The organism is Amycolatopsis sp. FDAARGOS 1241, assembly GCF_016889705.1.
Taxonomy (GTDB): domain Bacteria; phylum Actinomycetota; class Actinomycetes; order Mycobacteriales; family Pseudonocardiaceae; genus Amycolatopsis.
In genome coordinates, this window is record NZ_CP069526.1 from 3,588,306 (window position 1) to 3,603,466 (window position 15,161).

The following is a 15,161-nucleotide window of genomic DNA, read 5'->3' on the forward strand; positions in this document are numbered from 1 at the left end:
GGGTGTGCCGCCGGGGCCCGGCGGCGGGAAGGAGGCGGCTCGTGACGGGGACCGCAGCCCGGGCCGGGGTGGTGGCGGGCGTCGACGAATCGGAAGCCGCGCTGGTCGCCGTCCGGTGGGCGGCGGAAGAGGCCACGCGCCGCGGCTGCGTGCTGCAGCTGTTCCACGCGGGGCTGTCTGACACCGCCGGCCTCACCGGACCGGAACGGTCGCGGGAAGCGCCTCGGCTGCTGGAACGCGCGCACCGCTGGATCCGCAGGGCCGCGCAGGTCGCGGAGGAGGCGGCACCGGGCGTGCGGACCGAGTACCTGGTGCGCCTCGGACTCGCCGCGGACCTGCTGGTGGAGCTCTCGGCGGACGCCGACCTGATCGTGCTGGGCTCGCACGGGCTCGGCGGCCTGCACGGCGCCGCGATCGGTTCGGTCGCGCTCCGCGTCGCCGCGGGCGCGCACTGCCCGGTGGTGGTCGTGCGGGGCCGCGCGAAACCGGGCGGCCCGGTGCTCACCGGCGTCGACCGGGACGACGGCGCGCTGGAGTTCGCCTTCGAGGCGGCTCTCGACCGGGGCGTGCCGGTGGTCGCCGTCCACGCGTGGCACGAGGGCCTGCTGGACGCACCGGAAATCGTCGAAGCCGAAGCGCAGTGTGAAGAGGAAGAGCTGCACCGGCGCGTCGAAGCGCTGTCCGGGAAGTACCCCGAAGTCAGGGCGCGCAGCTGCGCCGTTCGCGACCGTTCGCCCGCGCGGGCGTTGCTGCGGTTCGACGGCGCGCAGCTGGTCGTCATCGGCAGCCGGGGGCGCGGACCGATCACGGGTGCGCTGTTCGGCTCGACCGGGAACCGGTTGCTCGCGGAGTCGGCGTGCCCGGTCGCGGTCGTGCACTGAGCGAGCGGGGAAAATGACCATGACTGCCTTGAGTCCCGTGTCGCAGCTGCGGCCGCTCGTGCACTACGACATCACGTACTACGACACCGCGGGCCTGCGGCTGCGGCGCCACGGCCTGGCGCTGAGCCGGACCGGCGCCGACTGGCGGCTCGACCGCGGCGACGGCCACGGCTGCGGGGTCGCCGCGTCGGCGACGGACCACGTGCCGGTCGAACTGCGCCGGCTCGTGCGCGCCTACAGCCGGGACCTGGAGCTCGCCGTGGTGCCCGGACCCGGCACCCGGCGCCCGGACGCGGAGGTCCGCGCCCACGACACGGCTCGCGAGGTGGTGCTCGGCTACCTCGATGCGCAGGCCGAGGCCCTCGCCCGCGCCGACCTCGCCACGCGCCTCGATGAGCCCCAGGGCGTGCCTGGCCTGCGCGGCGCGGCCCGGCGGGTCCGGGCGACGTTGCGGACGTTCGCGCCCGTGCTCGGCGGGCGCCGGCTCGTGCGCGGGCTGAGCGGATCGGTGCGCTGGTTCGAGGAGGGGATCGCGTCGGGAGGCACCCCCGAAATCCTCGACACCCACCGCTACCTCCAGCTGCTCAACGCGCTGGAACTGCTCGACGTCGTGCTGCGCGAGCAACCGCGCCCCGAACTGCCGAAGGCCGCGCGCAGACCGGCCGGCGCGGTGCTGCCGGGTCTCGTGTGGACAGTCGCAGCCGAAACCGGTGCGCGGTGGGACGCCGCGACGGGCGAATCCGGTTCAGCGGCCGCCGTCCGCAAGAGCGTCCGGCGCCTCCGCTACGCGCTCGAAGCGGCAGAAGCCGTATTGCCCTTCGCTCCGGACCACCTGCTGGCGCAGTGCCGGGACTTGCAGGAGCTACTGGGAGCCGGCGGGGATCCGGCAGCCGGGGAGCAGTGCGCGGCGACGTGGGACGCGGTGCGCAGCGGTGTCGAAGCGCTGTGCCGCTGAAGGACGTCGGCTGCTGAAAGCCGTCTGGGCCGGTGACGTTGGTCCTTCGCGGCGGTGACCCCGGACCGGGGTGCCGGGCCCCTCGTGTTGCCTATTTTCGAGCCAGCACGAAGAAAGGGAGACTCCGATGCGCGCACGCGACCTGATGTCGGCGCCGGTGGTGACGGTCCACCCGTGGGCACCGGTGAAAGAGGTGGCCGAAGTGCTGGCCGAACACGGCTTCACCGCTGTGCCGGTGGTCGACGAAGACGAACGTCTCGTCGGCATCGTCACCGAGGCCGACCTGATCCGCGGGCGGATCCCGGCCGACGCGCGCACGGCGCACCGTCGCCCCGAACCGCGGCCGCCGGTGGAGACGTCGGTCGAGCAGGTGATGACGACGCCGGTCAGCGCGATGTCGCCGGGCACGGACGTCGCGGATCTGTGCCAGGCGCTGGTCGACGCGAAGATCCGGGCGATGCCGATCGTCGACGGCAGCCGCGTGGTCGGGATCGTCACCCGCGGCGACGTCGTGCGCGTGCTGGCCCGCTCCGACGCCGCGATCGCCGCGGATGTGCGGCACCGCCTCGAGATCTACGGTGGCACGGGCCGCTGGAAGGTCGAGGTCCACGACGGGCTCGTGCGGATCGTCGACCGCTACGACGACGAGGCCGACCGCCACGTCGCCAGGTTGCTCGCGCTCGCCGTGCCCGGTGTGGTCGGCGCGGACACGGTTCCGGTGGGCGCGTGGCCCGACTCCTGACGTCGCCCCGCACGGGAAGCGGTTTCACGCCGCGGATTTCCGGTGGGAGATAAACGATCTCGCGCGTTCACGGTGTACCGAAGCGCAGATTTCCCAGGGCTGAGGCGAATTCCCCTGTGGACCGTCGATTACCGGGGTTGACGGGTTTCGCCGGACGTGGCCAAACTGGGTCGCTGCGCGGTTTCGTCCGACGCGGGCTGCCGACCACCGGGAGCCGGGGTGAGCGAGCACGACGAATCCGAGCCGGGCCGGTTGACCTTTCCCGACCAGCCTCGGCTGGAGCTGGACCAGTTGCTGGCCCAGCTGGTCGAACGTGCCCAGGAAGTGATCGGCACGGAGGGCCGGTTGCGCGGCCTGCTGCGCGCCACGCAGGTCATCACCAGCGACCTCGCGCTCCCGGCTCTGCTGCGCCGCATCGTCGATGCCGGCCGCCAGCTGATCGGCGCGCGGTACGCGGCACTCGGCGTGATCGGTTCCGATGGGCGGCTCATGGAGTTCGTGCACGACGGCATGCCGCCGGACGTCGTGGCGCGCGTCGGGCACCTGCCCGAGGGCAAGGGGCTGCTCGGCGCCCTGATCGAGGACCCGCGGCCGATCCGGCTGACGCGGCTCCAGGACGACCCCCGCTCGATCGGGTTCCCGGCCGGGCACCCGCAGATGGAGAGCTTCCTCGGCGTGCCGATCCGGGTGCGCGGTGCCGTGTTCGGAAACCTCTACCTCGCCGACCGCGAACGCGGCCGGTTCACCGCCGAAGACGAGCAGCTCGCGCTGGCACTCGCGGCCGCCGCCGGCAGCGCGATCGACAACGCCCGGCTGTACGAGACGGCGCGCAGCCAGCAGGCGTGGCTGCGCGCGTCGGCCGCTGTCGCCCGCGAGCTCCTCGCGCCCGACTCGGGCAGCCCGCTGGACCTCGTCGCGAACCACACCCGGGAGCTCGCCGCGGCGGATCTCGTCACGATCATCCGGCCGATCGGCGAGGATGGCACCCTGCAGGTCGACCGGGCGGTCGGCCTCGAAGCGGAGACGCTGGTCGGTGCCGTGGTCCCCGCCGACACCACGATCGCCGGGGCGGTGTTCGCCAGCGGAAAACCGATGGCGGGTTCGTGGCCGGAGGAACGGCGGCGGCTGGCCACCGACCCCGTCGTCGAGCTGGACCTCGGCGCCGTGCTCGCGGTGCCGCTCACGGGCGCGGGCCGCGTGTCGGGGGTACTGGCGGCGGCGCGGCGGAGCGGCCGCCCGGCGTTCACCGAGGACGACCTCGAGATGGCCGCGGCGTTCGCGGACCAGGCGGCCGTGGCGATCGAGCTGGCGCAGGCCCGCGCCGAGCAGCAGCGCAACGCCCTGCACGACGAGCGCGACCGGATCGCTGCCGAGCTGCACGGCGAGATCGTGCAACGCCTCTACGCCGCGGCACTGTCCCTGCAGACCACCGCCGGACTGGCGCGCACGCCCACGGTCGCGACCCGGCTGCGCCGCTCGATCGCCGACCTCGACGACATCATCCACCACGTGCAGGACACTGTCTTCCGGCTCGACGAGCCCGCCTCGACCGGGCAGACGCCCCTGCGCGACGAGGTGCTGCGGATCCTGGCGGACGCGACGCCGCTGCTCGGCTTCGCCGTGGCCACCCGGTTCACCGGGAAGCTCGACGCGTACCCTGCCGACGCCGTGGTCCCGTTCCTCGACGAAGCGCTGCGGGTGATCGCCCGCCACGCGTCGGCCACCGCGGTGGTGGTGGAGATCCGCGCCGATCCGGCCCGGCTCGTGGCGGTCGTGCGGTGCGACGGACCGGCCGAGCTGGCGCGGGAATCCGCGCGGGAGCTGGCCGCCATGGCCGAGCGGGCTCACGGCCGCGGCGGCACACTGGCCGTGGAGCGGGTGGCGGACCAGACCCGCCTGAGCTGGTCGGTGCCCGGCTGAACCGGGACCGGCCGCGGGGTTCGCGGGACTTCGGTCGTCGCTGCCGGCCCGTTGCGAGTCGTAGGCTCGGGGTGGCGCACGGCGCACCGCTGTGCGGGAGGTGCGAGGAGGACCGATGCTGCGGGTTTTCCTGGTGGACGACCACGAAGTGGTGCGGCGTGGCGTCGCCGAGCTGCTGGAGGACGAAGACCTGACCGTCGTCGGGCAGGCCGGCAGCGTTTCCCAGGCGCTGGCCCGGATCCCCGCGCTGCGCCCGGACGTCGCGGTCCTCGACGTCCGCCTGCCGGACGGCAACGGCGTCGAGCTCGCCCGCGAGCTGCTGTCGAAGCTACCGGAGCTCAAGTGCCTGATGCTCACGTCCTACACCGACGAGCAGGCGATGCTCGACGCCGTGCTCGCCGGCGCCAGCGGCTACGTCATCAAGGACATCAAGGGCGTCGACCTCGTGTCGGCCGTGCGCGACGTCGGGGCCGGCAAGTCGCTGCTGGACGCGCACGCCGCCGCGGCCCTCATGGCGAAACTGCGCGCCGGCGCCCAGAAGAAGGGCCCGCTGTCACAGCTGTCCGAGCAGGAGCGCACTTTGCTGGAGCTGATCGGTGAGGGGCTGACCAACCGCCAGATCTCCGAGCGCATGTTCCTCGCGGAGAAGACGGTGAAGAACTACGTTTCGCGGCTGCTGGCGAAGCTGGGCCTGGAGCGGCGCACGCAGGCCGCCGTGCTCGCGACGGAACTGCGTGAGCGGAAAGAGGAGTAGCGTTCAGGCGGTGAGCGACGGCGGCTCCAGGAGCACGTCCGCCAGCGCCCGGCGCGGGGTCCTCGCCACCGGCGAGCCGTGGCCGATGCGCAGGACGATCTGCGGCCACAGCCCGTCGCCGAGCAGATGGCGCAGTCGGACCCGGGTGGCGCGGACCTCGACCGGCTGGGAGATGAACGACGCGTCGAGCCCGTTGGCCGTGGCGGTCAGCAGCACCCGCTGCATCGCCTGGCCGGCCCGCAGCCGGTCGGCGGGCGTGTCGCCGAACGACCCGACGACCACCACGAGCGGCGGGGCCGCGAGAGCCCGCGCGGCCGGGTCGCCGAAGTCGCGCAGGACCCAGGTGTCGTCGGCGACCGTGGAGCCGCCGGCGGCGAACGGCACCCCGTCCCGGCTGGTGGGGGCGCGGCCGGTCCACCGGCGCCACTCCGCGCCGAAGGCCGGATCGCGCTCCTGGAGGAGGTGACTTTCGTGGACGAGCTCGCGCAGGCCGGTGAGCTGGTTCTCGTCGAGCTGCGGAAGCCAGGCCTGCTCGGCTTCGGCGGCGTGGCGCAGCAGGCCGACGGTCGACGGGGGAACCGGTTCGCCGCCGAACGGTGTGCGGTTGGTGTGCCGCCGCGGGATGGCCTGTGCCAGCTCCGCGAGCCGCCGGTCGACCGGGGTCGCCGTCCGAGGCCGGACCACGGCGAGCAGATCGGGTTCGTCACGGCGCGGGAAGACCGTGGTGTCCGGGTGCACGCCCAGCGCGTGGATCGCCGTGCGCAGGTTGAACAACGCCGCGCCGCACGAGATGAGCAGCTCGCGCCGGTCGGCGTCGGCGATGGGCAGCACGCGGTCGGCGTCCGCGTACAGCTCGATGCCCTCTGCGCCGGTGGTGAACAGCCAGGGCTGGGTGTTGTGCGTGGACGGTGCCAGCGTCGCCGCACGCAGCACCGAGATCACCTGATCGGCGCTGAGCCGTCCGGCCGGAGTCACTCGGAGCGTCATGGGTCTCCCCGCGCCGCGCAAAGCGGCGGAGTGTCGTTGGTGAACAGTCGTCATCGCCAGCTTGGGTGGTTCCTGCCCGGATGCACAGGGCAGAAAGTCATCTCTCGACCGGGGGCCAGCTGGCAACGCAAGGGAGGGTGAGGGGATGCCCGCGACGGAACCGGGTATGGGCGGCCGCGGGCTGTCCGGCACGCTGTCGCAGCTGCGGCTGCGGGAAACCCTGCGCGACCTGCAGGAACGCATCGAAGTCCTGATCGGCACGCGCGATAAGATGGACGGCTTGCTCGACGCCGTGCTCGCCGTCGCGTCCGGGCTCGAGCTGGACACCACGCTGCGGCGGATCGTGCAGGCGGCGGTCGACCTGGGCGAGGCGCGTTACGGCGCGCTGGGCGTGCTCGGGGACGACGGCCCGCTGGCCGAGTTCGTCTACCAGGGCATTGACTCGCAGACGCGCGAGCGGATCGGGCACCTGCCCGAAGGCCACGGCCTGCTGGGCGTGGTCATCGACGACGTGAAACCGCTACGGCTGCGGGAGATCTCGGCCCACCCCGCGTCGGTGGGCTTTCCGGCCAACCACCCGCCGATGCACTCGTTCCTCGGCGTGCCCGTGCGGGTGCGCGACGAGGTGTTCGGCAACCTCTACCTCGCCGAGAAGCGGGGCGCGGACGAGTTCACCGACGACGACGAGGTCATCGTGCAGGCGCTCGCCGCCGCGGCCGGGATCGCGATCGAGAACGCCCACCTCTACGAGCAGACGCGGATGCGACAGCGGTGGCTGGGCGCGACCGGCGAGGTCACCACGGAGCTGCTCGCCGGCGCGGACCCCGTCGACGCGCTCGACCTGATCGCCAGCCGGGCGCTCGAGCTGACCGGCTCGGACGTGACGGTGCTGGCCCTGCCCGGGACGGGCCGGCTCGACTCCGACGACGACTGGGACACCGAGACGGACGAGCTCACGGTGTCGGTGTGCGCGGGCGGGCCGGAGGAGCTGCTCACCGGGCTGCGCATCGGCGTCACGGGCACTGTGCCCGGCTCGGTCTACCGCGACCGCACCCCGCGCCGGGTGCCCGAGCTGGTCCTGGCCCCGGGCCACCACTACGGACCGGCGCTGGTGGTACCGCTGCGGGCCGGGGACCGCACGTCCGGGGTACTGATCGTCACCCGCGAACCGGGCGCGCCGGTGTTCGAGACGGCGCAGCTGCCGGTCGTCGCTTCGTTCGCGGACCAGGCGGCGCTCGCGTTGCAACTGGCCGCGCAGCAGCGCGCGGCCCGGGAGCTCGACGTGCTGTCCGACCGCGACCGCATCGCGCGCGACCTGCACGACCACGTCATCCAGCGGCTGTTCGCGGTCGGGCTCGCGATGAAGGGCACCCAGCGCCGCGCGCAGGACCCCGACTTGCGGCGGCGCCTGCAGGAGAGCATCGACCAGATGCACGAGATCGTGCACGAGATCCGCACGGCGATCTTCGACCTGCACGGCGGCGTCGCGGGGGAGACCCGCCTGCGGCACCGGTTGCACGACGCGATCGCCGAACTGACCGACGACGCGCCGCTGCACCCGACGGTGAGCATGGCCGGCACGCTGGACACAGTTCCGCCCCAGCTGGCCGACCACGTCGAGGCGGTGGTGCGTGAGGCGGTCAGCAATGCCGTGCGCCACTCGGGCGCGGCGACGCTCACCGTATCGGTCTCCGTGCGCGAGGGCGAAATCCGCGTCGCGGTGGCCGACGACGGCGCGGGATTGCCCGCGGACGTGGCCACCAGCGGCCTCGGCAACCTGCGCGACCGCGCCGAATCCCTGGGCGGCACGTTCACCGTCGACTCGCGCGCGGGCCGGGGTGTGCGGCTGGAGTGGACCGCGCCGTTGTCCTGACCGCCGCTTTTGCCGAGCTCTCGCGGGGTGCCGGGACGTCTGCCGCCCGGGTGGGGACTTTGGGCCCCATCGGCGGGCGGGACGCGGCGGCGAGCATGGGTTTCGCCGGAGCGACCGTCTCCGGCTCAGGAGTGGTGGATATGACCTCGGCCCCGGCGACGGACCTCGCGCCTTCCGAGATCGCGGTGCTGGCGCGTGCGGTGAGCCGCGCCCCGTCCGTGCACAACACACAGCCGTGGAGCATGCGGGTCCGGCACACCGACGTCGATCTTCTCGAACGCACGTCCGTGACGCTGCCCAGCCACGACCCGGAGGGCCGTGACCGCACCCTGTCCTGCGGCGCGGCACTGGCGCACCTGCAGCTGGCCGCGCGCGTGCTGTGCCGGGCGGCCACCACGTGGTGCCCCGCCGAGGGTGAGGTCGTGGCCACGGTCCACGCCGTCCCGGGCGTCAGTCCCGATCACGATGCGCTCGCGCGGTTCCACGCCATCGGGCGCCGCCGCACCCACCGGCGGTGGTTCGCCACCGAGCCGGTGTCCGAAGTGGACCAGGCGGCCGTGGCGGCGGCGGGCGACGAGCCGCGCGTGCGCGTGGTGGCCCCACAGCACCGCGACGCGCTGGCGGTGATGCTGGGGTTCGCCACGCGGGTCTTCCGCGCCGACGCGGCCTACCAGCGCGAGCTCGGGGCGTGGACCGCGCACACCTTCGGGCCCCGGGCGGCCGGTGCCGACGAAGGCGTGCCCGAAGACGCGCTTTGCGACGACTCGCTGCCCGCCGCCGGGCTGGTCCGGCGGGACACGCCGGTACCCGACGACGACCATCTCACCGCGCGGCTGCAGATGGAGCACCTGCTCGTGTTCTGCACCGCCGGGGACAGCCGTCGCGAGCACCTCGCGGCCGGCGCCGCGTGCGCGCGCGCGTGGCTGGAAGCGACCGCGCGCGGCCTCGCCGGCTCGGTCCTGACCCAGCCGCTGCACCTGCTCGGCTTCCGCGAACTGCTCGCCGAACGGCTGGAGCTGCCGGGGCTGCCGCAGGTGATCTTCCGCTACGGCCACCCGGTGGTGCCCGTGCCCCCTTCACCACGCCGGCCCCTCGGTGACCTGCTGCCGGGCGAGTTCCCCGGCACCCTGCCGTGGCAGACGGACTGACGAAGCCGACCCGGAGGCCCCGATGACCACCGCACTCGCTGCCGCCGTCGAGCAAGCCCTCTCGGCCGCGGTCCGCGCGCCGTCGCCGCACAACACCCAGCCGTGGCGGTTCGTGGTCGACGGGCCGCGGATCGAGGTGTGGCTGGACCGCGACCGGGTGCTCACCGTCGCGGACCCCACCGCGTGCGAGGCCCGCCTCGCGTGCGGGGCCGCGGTGTACAACCTGCTGCTCGCCCTGCGGGTCGGCGGGTTCAGCGCCGTGCTCCGGATCGTGCCCGACGCCTCCGACCGGGACCTGCTGGCCGTGGTGCGGGTCGACGGGACCTTGCGCGCCACCCCACCGGACCGCCGGCTGGCCGAGGCGGTGTGGCGCCGGCACTCCAACCGCCGTCCGCTGTCCGCGAAGCCGGTCGGCGCCACTGCCCGCGCCCGGCTGAAGGCGGCCGCACTGGGCGAGGGCGGGCTGCTGGAGTTCCTCGACTCTTCGGGGCGCTACTCGACGGTGACGTCGCTCGTCCGGCGCGCCGACGCCGAGCAGGTCGCCGACGCGGCTTTCGTGACCGAGACCGCGCGCTGGACCCGCCGCACGCCCGACGGCCCGGACGGGGTGCCGACGGGCGCGTTCGGGCCGCGGGCCGAAACCCCCGGGGCGCTGACGCTGCGCTCGTCGCACGAGAATCCGGACCTCGCGCCGCACCCCTTCGAACAGGATCCGGCGCTGGCGGTCGTGCTGACCCGCGACGACGGCACCCCCGCCGACGTGCGCGCGGGGCTGGCCCTGCAGCGGGTGCTGCTCACCGCGACCATCGAAGGCCTGGCCACGACGTTCGTGTCGCAGCCGTTCGAAACGCCCGGCACGCGGGCATCGCTGCTGGAGCTCTTCCGCGGGATCGGCCGGCCGCACACACTGCTGCGGCTCGGTTACGGTCTGCCCGTCCGGACCACGGCCCGCCGGCCGGCCGGCGAGGTGACCACGGTCCGCACCACGCCGGACGTGCCCGCGCGCTGACCGTCCACTCAGGACCTGATCGAATTCCGGTGCAGGCGGTCGTGCTGCGGGCAGAGCGCCCGCAGCACGTCCTGGAACGTCACCATGCCGACGAGCGCGCCCCGGTCCATGACCGGCAGCGCGCGCACCCCGGCTTCGGCCATGCAGTTGCCGAGTTCCGCCGTGCCGAGATCCGTCGCCGCCACGACCCCAGGGGTGCGCATAACGGCTCCGACGGTGCGGTGGCTGCCAAGCATCGCGCCGGTGTCCGGGTCGCCGGCGACCGGCTCGCCGGGGAACCCGGCGCGCACGAGGTCCGTCTCGCTCACCAGGCCGAGGAGCTTGCCCGAGCGGTCCACGACGGGCAGCGTCGTGAACCCGTGGCGGGTCATCAGCTCGGCCGCCTCGGCGAGAGAGGCGGAAGGAGCCACCGTGACCACGGGGGTGGTCATGATGTCGCGCGTCTGCATGACGGGTTCTCCGTTCGGTCGTCGCCTGGTCCGACCCTCGCCTGCTCGCGGTCGCGCCGAAAAGGGTCTTTGGTCCTCGAAGCGCCGAAGGCCGCGGAGGCGGACCACCCGGTCGCCCACTGTGCGGCGTCCGCGTGGTGACGATCCGCGGGGCGGCGACACGGGGCTGCGGACGTTCGCCGCGCCGGCTGTGGTGCCTGCGCTCGTGCCGGGCGACCGCGCCCCGGCCGGGGCGCTCGCGGTGGTGCTGACGGTGCTGCCGCCACTGTGCGCACCGCACGGCTGGGTGAGGTCGATCCGCGGTGGTTCAATCGGTGGCGTGACCGACTCCGTGCTCCCGACCGTCGTGACCGCAGACCGCGTCATCGCCGCCGCCGCGCCCCGGATCTTCGAGCTCATCGCGGATCCCGCGCACCAGCCCCGCTGGGACGGCAACGACAACCTCGCCGAAGCCCAGGACCCGCGCCGCGTCCGCGGCACCGGCGAGGTGTTCACCATGCTCCTCACCTCCGGTGGGGTGCGCGCGAACCACATCGTCGAGTTCGAAGAGGCGCGGCGCATCGCGTGGCTGCCGTCCGAACCGGACAACGAACCGCCGGGGCACCTCTGGCGGTGGGACCTGGTTCCCCTCGACGACGGCCGCACCCGCGTGACCCACGCCTACGACTGGACGAACCTCACCGACGAGAAGCGCCTCGTGCGCGCCCGCGCGACCACACCGGACAAGCTGCGTGCCTCTCTCGACCGGCTGGCGGAACTCGCCGAAGCGGACTGAACCGTCAGCGGCGCCGCCGGTCGGCCAGGTACCAGTGGGTGCCGGTGGCCCAGCCGAGGAACCGGCGGCCAGGACCGCCGGCGACGGTGCCGGACTCGGTGAAGCGGCCACCGTCGAGCACGTGGGCGAGGCCGTCGATCGCGGGGGCGAGCCGGGCGCTACGCCGGTCCGGACGGCCTGCTCGCGCAGGTGCTCCAATGCGCTCCGCCGGCTCTCCTCGGGGCAGAAGCTGAGGAAGAACAGGGCCTGGCGCCAGGCGTAGGCCGCGTTCTTCACGGTCTGGTGGGCCGCGTGCCAGTCGTCGACGCGGGGGGACAGGTGGTGCACCAGCCAGTCGAGCGCGGCGGTGGCCAGGCCGGGCGCCGGGTCCTGGAGGTGGGGCAGCAAGCCGAGGCCGTCGACGAGCGCGGCGAGGTTGTGCGTGGTGACGATCTGGGCCTGTTCGAGAATCGTGGCGTTGGCGGGGGTGTGGCTGCCGGAATCGCCGGCACGGGCTTCGGCAGCGCGGGATTCGCAGACTGCTGCGAAGTCTTCGGCCGTGCGCGTGCCGAAGCGGCGGAACCGGCTTTCCGCCCGCGTGGCCCAGGCCGCGGCGTCGGGCAGGGAGTAGTACCGCGCGTAGCGGGTGCCGGCCAGGGTACGGCTGGTGATCTCCGCAGCGGTGCGCCACTTCGCGGTGAACGTGCCGGCGAAGATGTCCGCCGCGACTTCCTCCACCAGTGGCAGGGACAGGCCGGCCTGCTCCGCGAGTGCGCCCAGTTCACGCACGAGGGTGTTGGGCAGGATCGCCTGCGGGAACGCGGTGAGGGCGACGAGCACCGTCTGGGTGAGGGTGTGCCGAGCGGCCACGACGGCGCCGGGCCGGTGCGCGCGAAGCGGCTCGAGCGCGCGCAGCCACGGCAGTTCTCCGAGCCGGACCTGGTGCTCGAGATCGAGCAGCAGGAGGCTCCGGCGCCGCCGGAAAGCCGCGTACGTCTGCGCGTACAGCGCGGCCAGTTCACCGTCCTCGAGGTTCGCGGCCATCGCCTGCGCGGTGAGTTGCGGCAGCACGGTCGCGAGGACGTCGCCGGAGGTGATCACGTCGCGGGCGACCAGCTCGTCGATCGGGGCCTCCAGCGCGCGCCGCACCTTCGCGACGAGGTGGTCCGGCACCAGCCGCCCGTCGGGGCCCGGCTCGTCGGTGACGGAGAGTTCGGGCAGGCCACCGTCGGTCGGGTAGCGGTCCAGCCGGGCCGCGAGCACCGCCGCGAGCTCCGCGTACGTCGGCCTCGCCGCCACGGCCACCTGCGTCGCGCGGAGACCGGCGCGGGGTTCCGAGCCCGGGCGCGCCGTGCTTGGTGATGGTGTTCGCCAGCGCGCGGCGGACCCGGCCGACGTCCCGGCCGGTGAGCGCGTGACTGTCGTGTTCGCAGGCGAGCAGGGCGCGATGCAAGCGGGCGAAGTTGCTCTTCGGGTGCGTCCGGGACGTGAGCGCGGTGCTGCGCATCACCGCTTCGTGGTAGTCGGCCAGCCACCGCGCCCGGCGTTCGGCCCACCCGGCCGGCCACTCGCGGCACGGCCACCCGCCCTCGCCGTCGACAGTTTCGCACCAGAGGGCGGCCAGCCGGTCGTACAGCGGGTGCCACAGGCGCAGCACTTCCAGCATCGCCACCAGCGCGGGCTTGGTGACGACCCGATGCAGGGCTGTCCGGACCTCACCGACGGTGCTCACCCGCGCCAGCGCGCCCGCCGGCCGCGGCGCCGCACCGGGCGCTGGTGCGAGGCGCAGCCGGTGCAGCAACGGGCGCAGCTCGGCCACCAGGTCGAGCGCGGCCTCCGCGTGCGCGTGGTCCAGCAGGCACGCCACCACCGGCAGCGCGGCGTTTTCGGGCACGTCGACGCGATACGTGCCGGTGGCCAGCATGCCGCGCAGCGCGTCGAGGCCGGCGTCGGTGAGGTACCCAGAGGTTGAGCCGCTCGCGCTCCGTCGTCCCCGGCCCGCCGGGCGGCGCGAGCGCGGTTTCGCTTTCAGTCAAGGGGGTTTCGGGCAGGTAGCGGCCCGTGGCGAACCCGCCGTGGGCCATCTCGAGCGTCACCCACGCCGGTGTGTCCGCGACCGGCGTCCGCGACCCGATCCGCAGCGTCCCGTCCGCCATACCCGCCAGGACACCCTGCCTCTGCGCGATCTTGGCCCGCGCGCGCCGCCGCGCCGCACTGTCCTTTGCGGACGCCGCGCTGCGGACCGCGCGCTCCAGCCGGCCGTACGCGTACCGGGCCGACGCTTCGTGCGCCACGTGCCACTCCGTGCTGAAGACGAGACTTGGAGGCAGAACTCGAACCGGCGCCCTCCCGGAGACAGCCGGGTGTTCTGCCTGCTGAACTACTCCAAGCTGAGGCCGACGTGGAGGCAGGGATCGAACCTGCGCCCTGCCGAGTCAGCGCCGGACGATTTACTCCAGGTCGTCGCCGCTCGGCCATGGTAGTGCGCGGGTTCGCGCCGAGTCAGCGAATTTCGCCGGGGCGTGCAGCCGGTCCACTCGGCCGCGGGAGACGGCGCGGCCGTGAGCGACGGGTCTGCGCAGCCCGACGCGACGGCCCGCAGCGACGCGTCCCAGTACACGGCGAGGTCGGCGTCCGCGCGAGCGGACCAGTGTTCGTAGGCCGCGCGGCACGCCGCGAACACCACCCGGCCGACCGCCAAGGGGTAGAGCGAATCGCGGGCTGGCCGATCCGCCTGCCGACGTAGGTCCTCACGGCGCGCTCCCCGACGGGCGTGCCGGCGGCGCACCCGGAAGGCGAGGTCGCCGTCGCCCGTGCGGCGGCTGCGCGCGGGAGGGCGATGGGCCTGTCGTCCTTCGGCAGCAAGCCGATCGAGGCGGTGATCGCCGCCAACCCGGACACCCACTTCCAGGTGTACTGGACCGGCACCCGCGACGACCTCGTGCGCCGCCTGAAGCGTGCCCGGGCTGCCGGCGCCGTCGGGATCATCCTGACGCTGGACTGGTCGTTCTGCCACAGCCGTGACTGGGGCAGCCCGCACATCCCGGAACGGCTCACCACGCGCGAACTGGGGCGCTTCGCCCCCGAAGGTCTGCTGCGGCCGCGCTGGCTCTACGGCCACGCCGGAACCCGCCGCCTGCCCGACCTGTCGGTGCCGAACACGGCCGCACCCGGCGAAGAAGCGCCGACGTTCTTCGGCGCCTACGGGCAGTGGATGCAGACCCCGCGCCCGTCGTGGGACGGGCGTGATCCGCGTCGATGAGGCTCGTCGCGCCGTCGATGCCGGGGTCAGTGCGATCTCGGTGTCCAACCACGGCGGCAACAACCTCGCCGGCACGCCCGCCACCATCCGCGCCCTGCCCGCGATCGCCGACGCCGTCGGTGACCAGGTGGAAGTGCTGCTCGACGGCGGCATCCGCCGCGGCAGCGACGTCGCGAAAGCGCTCGCTCTGGGCGCCCGTGCCGTGCTCATCGGCCGCGCCTACCTCTGGGGCCTGGCCGCCAACGGGCAGGCCGGTGTGGAGAACGTCCTCGACGTGCTCCGGGTGGGCATCGACTCCACCCTGCCGGCCCTCGGCAAGCGCGGCGTCCGGGACCAGACCGCGGCGGATCTCGTTGTCCCGCAAGGGTTCCGGGCCGAGCTCGGCTCGGCGGCGACGACGCCTGTCGGGTTCTGACCTGGCCGAATC

14 protein-coding genes, 1 tRNA gene and 1 pseudogene are annotated in these 15,161 nt (G+C 73.9%); 12 read left to right on the forward strand and 4 right to left on the reverse strand.

What is annotated here, in order from left to right; all coding sequences use genetic code 11:
* Positions 1-41 precede the first annotated feature (41 nt).
* The 5 genes from I6J71_RS17600 to I6J71_RS17620 all read left to right on the forward strand — a co-directional run bounded on the left by I6J71_RS17600 (position 42) and on the right by I6J71_RS17620 (position 5,252).
* Positions 42-881: a universal stress protein gene (locus I6J71_RS17600; protein ID WP_239154960.1), complete on the forward strand. Its 840-nt coding sequence runs from the start codon at positions 42-44 to the stop codon at positions 879-881.
* Positions 882-900: 19 nt separating this feature from the next.
* A complete protein-coding gene (locus I6J71_RS17605) occupies positions 901-1,836 on the forward strand; it encodes a CHAD domain-containing protein (protein ID WP_204095692.1) in 936 nt (311 codons plus the stop codon).
* A 127-nt stretch (positions 1,837-1,963) separates the two neighbouring features.
* Entirely contained in the window at positions 1,964-2,578 is a 615-nt protein-coding gene (locus I6J71_RS17610; protein ID WP_204095693.1) for an HPP family protein, read from the forward strand.
* A gap of 219 nt (positions 2,579-2,797) precedes the next feature.
* On the forward strand, positions 2,798-4,498 hold the full coding sequence (locus tag I6J71_RS17615; RefSeq protein ID WP_204095694.1) for a GAF domain-containing sensor histidine kinase: 1,701 nt from the start codon (positions 2,798-2,800) through the stop codon (positions 4,496-4,498).
* Between the two features lie 115 nt (positions 4,499-4,613).
* A complete protein-coding gene (locus I6J71_RS17620; protein WP_204095695.1) occupies positions 4,614-5,252 on the forward strand; it encodes a response regulator transcription factor in 639 nt (212 codons plus the stop codon).
* 3 nt (positions 5,253-5,255) lie between these two features.
* Here the strand turns inward: I6J71_RS17620 and I6J71_RS17625 are convergent, their stop codons facing one another.
* On the reverse strand, positions 5,256-6,239 hold the full coding sequence (locus tag I6J71_RS17625; RefSeq protein ID WP_204095696.1) for a nitroreductase family protein: 984 nt from the start codon (positions 6,237-6,239) through the stop codon (positions 5,256-5,258).
* A gap of 145 nt (positions 6,240-6,384) precedes the next feature.
* Here I6J71_RS17625 and I6J71_RS17630 point away from each other — a divergent pair, with 145 nt between their 5' ends.
* From I6J71_RS17630 to I6J71_RS17640, 3 genes are all read left to right on the forward strand, one after another.
* Positions 6,385-8,112: a GAF domain-containing sensor histidine kinase gene (locus I6J71_RS17630; RefSeq protein ID WP_204095697.1), complete on the forward strand. Its 1,728-nt coding sequence runs from the start codon at positions 6,385-6,387 to the stop codon at positions 8,110-8,112.
* Between the two features lie 140 nt (positions 8,113-8,252).
* Positions 8,253-9,260: a nitroreductase family protein gene (locus I6J71_RS17635; protein ID WP_204095698.1), complete on the forward strand. Its 1,008-nt coding sequence runs from the start codon at positions 8,253-8,255 to the stop codon at positions 9,258-9,260.
* A 22-nt stretch (positions 9,261-9,282) separates the two neighbouring features.
* A complete protein-coding gene (locus tag I6J71_RS17640; protein WP_204095699.1) occupies positions 9,283-10,269 on the forward strand; it encodes a hypothetical protein in 987 nt (328 codons plus the stop codon).
* Positions 10,270-10,277: 8 nt separating this feature from the next.
* Here I6J71_RS17640 and I6J71_RS17645 read toward each other — a convergent pair whose 3' ends face one another.
* Positions 10,278-10,718 (reverse strand): HPP family protein, encoded by a 441-nt coding sequence (locus I6J71_RS17645; protein ID WP_204095700.1) that lies wholly within the window; start codon positions 10,716-10,718, stop codon positions 10,278-10,280.
* Here I6J71_RS17645 and I6J71_RS17650 point away from each other — a divergent pair.
* The 3 genes from I6J71_RS17650 (at position 10,717) to I6J71_RS48335 (ending at position 13,444) form a co-directional block, all read left to right on the forward strand.
* Positions 10,717-11,493, forward strand: a complete 777-nt coding sequence (locus I6J71_RS17650; RefSeq protein ID WP_204097112.1) for an SRPBCC family protein — start codon at positions 10,717-10,719, stop codon at positions 11,491-11,493. The genes I6J71_RS17645 and I6J71_RS17650 overlap by 2 nt on opposite strands.
* A gap of 189 nt (positions 11,494-11,682) precedes the next feature.
* Positions 11,683-12,834, forward strand: coding sequence for a hypothetical protein (locus tag I6J71_RS48330; RefSeq protein WP_239154962.1), 1,152 nt, complete (start codon positions 11,683-11,685; stop codon positions 12,832-12,834).
* Between the two features lie 277 nt (positions 12,835-13,111).
* Complete coding sequence (locus tag I6J71_RS48335) at positions 13,112-13,444, forward strand: hypothetical protein (protein ID WP_239154964.1); 333 nt, start codon at positions 13,112-13,114, stop codon at positions 13,442-13,444.
* 346 nt (positions 13,445-13,790) lie between these two features.
* Here the strand turns inward: I6J71_RS48335 and I6J71_RS17660 are convergent.
* A tRNA-OTHER gene (locus I6J71_RS17660) sits at positions 13,791-13,862 on the reverse strand.
* The gene (locus tag I6J71_RS17665) at positions 13,853-14,260 is read right to left on the reverse strand and encodes a hypothetical protein (RefSeq protein WP_239154966.1); all 408 of its coding nucleotides are present in this window, start codon (positions 14,258-14,260) and stop codon (positions 13,853-13,855) included. Before I6J71_RS17665 ends, I6J71_RS17660 begins: the two co-directional genes overlap by 10 nt.
* On the opposite strand from I6J71_RS17665, the pseudogene I6J71_RS17670 reads away from it, so the two are divergent.
* Positions 14,234-15,149: pseudogene (locus I6J71_RS17670) on the forward strand (alpha-hydroxy-acid oxidizing protein); the annotation flags it as partial. The gene I6J71_RS17665 and the pseudogene I6J71_RS17670 sit on opposite strands and share 27 nt — an antisense overlap.
* Between the last annotated feature and the right edge of the window lie 12 nt (positions 15,150-15,161).